Below are 4,966 nucleotides of genomic sequence, written 5' to 3'. Positions count from 1 at the left end.
TATTCAACGCCGTTTTTGTGCTGGTTCTCCTCCTCTTCGCAGAGCCTTACGGCTACCTCTCCCTGATAGCAGGCGTTCTCTTGGGAGGGCTCCTTCAGGTTCTGGTGAACGTACCTCTCCTCCTGAGAGAGAGGGTTAGCCTCTCCCTGTCGCTGAGCCTGGATGAGGAGGTGAAGACCCTCCTGAGGAGGCTCCTTCCCGCTCTTGGAGGCTTTGGTGTAAATCAGCTTTCCCTATTTATAGATACCTTCCTCGCCTCCTTCCTCAGAACGGGAGCCATATCCTACCTATACTACGCAAACCGCCTCTACCAGCTTCCCTTCGGTGTTGTCTCAGTGGGTGTAGCCAACTCCCTGCTCTCAATCCTATCAAGGAGCTCGGTCAACAGGGGAAGGGAGCTGACGGAGGCTCTCAGGCTCGTCTTTCTTCTAACCCTACCGGCGTCAGCCGGTCTCTTTCTTCTATCGGAGGATATAGTGAGGGTGGTTTACAGGAGGGGTAGCTTCGGTGAGGAGGACGTCCTCTTCAGCTCGGGTGCTCTATCAATTTACAGCCTTGGTCTTGTTCTCTTCTCCTTTCAGAAGGTCCTCTCGGCTGTTCTCTTCTCTGTTGGGGATACGAAAACGCCGGTGAAGGCTTCCCTCCTGACCGTCCTGAGTGAGGGAGTCTTAGCTTCAATCTTCGCCTTCCTGCTGGGGATGGGGCTTTTCGGTCTTCCCGCCGGGACGGCGCTGTCCTCCCTTGTGGGCTTTTCCTACCTTCTCTCTAAGGTTGATGTCAGTCCCGACTGGCGCTCTCTCCTGAAGAGCTTTTTAAAGGGTTTCCTCGCAACAGCCATCATGGGTGTTCTTGTTCTCTTCCTGAAGAGTTTAGAGTTGGAGCCGTTGATGGTTGTTCTTACCGCCGTTCCTCTCGGAGCCCTTTCCTACCTTCTGTCCCTGATAGCTTTGAGGGAGGAGCTAAGCCTGAGACTCCTTAAGGGCTTTGTTGAGAAGCTCAGTAACCCTTGAAGCCCTCCTTGCGGCTTCGTTCTTGTGAATTACACCCCTGCTCGCTGTGTGATAGATCACGCTGATCACCTCGGGGAGGAACTCCTTTGCCTCTTCAAGCCTCCCTTCCTTCACCATCTCCCTGAACTTCTTTATGAAGGTCCTCATCCTTGAAAGGTGATACCTGTTACGTTCCCTTCTCCTTGCATCTCTTCTCGCTCTCTTTGCAGCCTGCTTCGTGTTCGCCATCCTCTTCAGACCTCCTCCGTTTTGCGAAGAAGATATATTACCACAGGTGGTGGCTGTTTGATATAATAAGCTCCAAACAAACGCTGTTTGGAGGCAAGGGCATGGACCTTTACGAGTACGAAGCCTACGACAAGATATTCAAGAAGTACGGGATACCCACCCTCAGGTATATGTTCGTTGACCACATAACCGAGGAAGTTGAGAGCTTCGTGAACCAGCTCGGCGAGTGTGTGGTGAAGTCGCAGGTTCTCGTCGGAAAGAGGGGTAAGGCTGGAGCTGTCAAGCTCTGCTCCTCACCCGAAGAGGCTCTTGAGGAGATAAAGACCCTCCTTGAGTACCCTGTCTATGGAGAGATGCCCGTTGGCGTGCTCGTGGCTGAGAAGGCGAACATAGTTAAGGAGCTCTACGCCTCTATAACCTACTCAACGGAGACGAGGGGACCCGTCCTGACCCTCTCCCTTGAGGGAGGCGTTGATATTGAGGAAGTTGACCCTCAGAAGATAGGCATATTCCCCATTGACCCCCTGAAGGGGCTTTACCCCCACATGGTGAGGAACTACCTCCTTGAGCTCGGCTTTCCCCATGAGTACATGTCGGTGATGAGGGAGCTCTCGGAGGTCGTGGCAAACATGTACAGAGCCTTCTGGGAGGCTGAGGCGAGGCTCCTTGAGATAAACCCTCTCGCCATAGTTGATGTTGGGGGTAAGCTCAGGGTCAGGGCTCTTGATGCGGTTGTTAAGATTGACGATGACGCCTCCGTCCCTCCGGCGAAGATATACGGCGTCAGGTCTGCCATGAAGAGACCTCCCACCGAGAGGGAGATAGCGGCTGCTGAGATAGACAAGGACGACCACAGGGGTAAGGCTGGCTCCTACGTTGAGGTTGACGGTGACATAGCCATGATGACCTTCGGTGGTGGTGGTTCAACGGTTACCATAGAGACAACCTACGCAATAGGGATGAAGCCCGCCAACTTCACCGACATAGGAGGAAACCCGCCGGCGGAGAAGATGTACAAGATAACGAGGATAATCCTCTCCAAGCCCGGCATAAGGGGAGTCCTCGTCTGCGGTGGAACCGCCAACAACACCCGTATAGACGTTACCCTCGGAGAGGGTGTTGCCAACGCCATAAGGGACCTGAAGAAGGAAGGGAAGCTTGACCCCAACTGGATATGGGTAGTCAGAAGGAACGGACCCGAGGCTGAGAAGGGTCTCAGGATGCTCTACGAAGCCTTCAAGGAGTGCGGTGTTAAGGGAGAGATATACGACTCAAGCCTTCCCCTTACCGAGGCTCCCGTGAGGTTGAAGGACCTTCTTGACAGATGTGAGTCAAAGGCTGAGGAGGCGAAGGACCAGGGAAGGGTTCTGACCGACGAACAGGCGAGCGATATGGGGGTCTAATCCCCTTTTGGGTCTATAATTAAACTTTCCACGGTCACTTTGGAGGAGTGTTATGAAAGCTATCGCCTTTGGTTTCCCAAAGCTCGGAGAGAAGAGAGAGTTTAAGAAGCTCCTTGAGGACTTCTGGAAGGGGAGGATAAGCGAAGAGGAGCTTCACGCCGGCATGAGAGACCTCGCCCTCTGGAGGGCTGAGCTATACAGCCAGAACGTTGATGTGGTCCCCTCAAACGAGCTCTCTTACTACGACTTCATGCTTGACACCGCCCTGATGGTGGGTGCTGTCCCCCAGAGGTTCGGAGAGTTCAAGGGAATGGAAACCTACTTCGCTATGGCGAGGGGAAAGAGCGCCCTTGAGATGACCAAGTGGTTCAACACCAACTACCACTACCTTGTCCCAGAGATAGAGAGGGAAGAGTTTAAGCTCTTCATAAACAAGCCCCTCAACGACTACGAGTTTTACAAGCAGAAGGGCTACGACACAGCACCCCACATCATAGGACCCTTCACCTTCCTGAGGATGTCCAAAGCCCTCAGAAAGAAGGAGGGAGACTTCCCCATATACGAGATAGAGAAGATAGAAGACAGAGGACAGTTTGAGAGGCTCACCCAAAAGCTCATCCCCGTTTACAGGGAGGTACTCTCAAGCCTAAAGGGCGCCGGGTGCGCAAGGGTTCACATAGAGGAGCCCGCCCTCGTCCTTGACACGGATGACTGGCAGTGGGAGCTTGTTGAGAGCATCTACAGGGAGCTCTCAGGTGTTGGAATAGACATAGCCCTCTTCACCTACTACGACAGCGTTTCTAACTACGATAGGTACGTATCCCTTCCCGTGAAGGCACTTCACCTTGACCTTGTCTCCAACAAAGAGAACCTCACAAACATAAAGGAAAAGGGCTTTCCCGAAGGCAAGGAGCTCATAGCCGGCGTTATAAACGGCAGACAACCCTGGAGGGCGAACCTCTCAGAGAAGCTCAAACTTCTTGAGGAGCTGAGCAAACATGCCCAGGAGCTGTCGGTGGCGAACTCCTGCCCCTTATACCACCTACCCGTTAGCACCGAACCAGAGGAGGATCTCCCCGAAGGTCTTAAGGAACGCTTAGCCTTTGCAAAGGAAAAGTTGAGGGAACTCAATATCTTAAGGACCGCCTTCGGCGGTGATGAAGAAGCTCTCAAAGAAGTTAAGGAGAGCAAGAGGCTTCACGAGACATCCTTCGGTGAGAACCCCGAGGTAAGAAGGAGGATAACAGCCCTCAAGGAGGAGGACTTCAGGAGGGACATGCCCTACAAAGAAAGGGACAAGCTCCAGAGGGAGATACTGAACCTACCCCTATTCCCGACCACCACTATAGGCTCCTTCCCCCAGACAGAGGAAGTGAGGAAGACCAGAACCGCCTACAGGACGGGAAGGATCTCCGAGGAGGAGTACAAGAGCTTCATAAAGAAGCAAATAGAGCACGTCATAGCATTCCAGGAGGATGTTGGGCTTGACGTCCTTGTGCACGGGGAGTTTGAGAGAACGGACATGGTTGAGTTCTTCGCCTTCAAGCTGGACGGCGTAACCACCACAAAGCACGGGTGGGTTCTCTCTTACGGCTCCCGAGTTTACAGACCCCCGATAATATACGGAGATGTCTCAAGACCAAAGCCCATGACCCTTGAGGAGATAACCTACGCCCAGTCCTTGACGGACAAACCGGTCAAGGGTATGCTCACCGGACCTGTGACTATTCTCAACTGGAGCTACTACCGCGAGGACGTTCCCAAAAAGGAGATAGCCTACCAGATAGCCCTCGCCCTCTTGGACGAGGTCAGGGACCTTGAGAGAGCGGGCATAAAGATAATCCAGATAGACGAGCCTGCCTTCAGGGAAGGGGTTCCCCTCAAGAGAAGGGACTGGCAGGATTACTTCAGCTGGGCTGTAAAAGCCTTCAGGCTCTGTTCAAAGGCAAAACCCGAGACCCAGATACACACCCACATGTGCTACTCCGAGTTCAACGAGATAATTGAGTACATATACCAGATGGACTTTGACGTTATATCCATAGAGGCTTCAAGGAGCAAGGGAGAGATAATAGAGGCTTTTGAGAGGTTCAAGGGCTGGGACAGGCAGATAGGAATAGGGGTTTACGATATTCACTCACCCGCAATCCCAACAAAGGAGGAGATGAGGCTCGTTATGGAGAGGGCTATGAAGGTTCTACCGAAGGAGCTCCTCTGGGTTAACCCTGACTGCGGACTTAAGACGAGAAGGTGGGAGGAGGTTGAGCCAGCCCTCCGGAACATGGTTGAGATGGCTACCGAGCTCAGGAGAGAGGTGATGGCGGG

The 4,966-nt window shown here is 53.2% G+C and carries 4 protein-coding genes; 3 read left to right on the top strand and 1 reads right to left on the bottom strand.

All coding sequences use genetic code 11. From position 1 onward, the window contains the following. The coding region (gene murJ / locus AC1HCM_RS09345) for a murein biosynthesis integral membrane protein MurJ (RefSeq protein ID WP_479461493.1) at window positions 1–1,010 on the top strand (1,010 nt) is incomplete at its 5' end. On the opposite strand, the gene rpsT is transcribed toward murJ, so the two are convergent. Next, window positions 960–1,238, bottom strand: a complete 279-nt coding sequence (rpsT, locus tag AC1HCM_RS09340; RefSeq protein ID WP_479461492.1) for a 30S ribosomal protein S20 — start codon at window positions 1,236–1,238, stop codon at window positions 960–962. The two genes, murJ and rpsT, sit on opposite strands and share 51 nt — an antisense overlap. 101 nt (window positions 1,239–1,339) lie before the next feature. Here rpsT and AC1HCM_RS09335 point away from each other — a divergent pair, with 101 nt between their 5' ends. Continuing rightward, window positions 1,340–2,641, top strand: a complete 1,302-nt coding sequence (locus AC1HCM_RS09335) for an ATP-grasp domain-containing protein (protein ID WP_479461491.1) — start codon at window positions 1,340–1,342, stop codon at window positions 2,639–2,641. A 52-nt stretch (window positions 2,642–2,693) separates the two neighbouring features. Then, window positions 2,694–4,966, top strand: a 2,273-nt coding sequence (gene metE, locus AC1HCM_RS09330; RefSeq protein WP_479461490.1) for a 5-methyltetrahydropteroyltriglutamate--homocysteine S-methyltransferase, incomplete at its 3' end; no start/stop codon positions are given.

It is taken from the genome of Hydrogenivirga sp. (genome assembly GCF_056450045.1).
This window is presented reverse-complemented; position numbering and strand designations above follow the sequence as displayed.

What these genes read in the sequence shown, in the direction of transcription:
- AC1HCM_RS09335 (WP_479461491.1), top strand. Translation starts at nt 1,340, where the DNA reads ATGGACCTTTACGAGTACGAAGCCTACGACAAGATATTCAAGAAGTAC.
- rpsT (WP_479461492.1), bottom strand. Translation starts at nt 1,238, where the DNA reads ATGGCGAACACGAAGCAGGCTGCAAAGAGAGCGAGAAGAGATGCAAGG.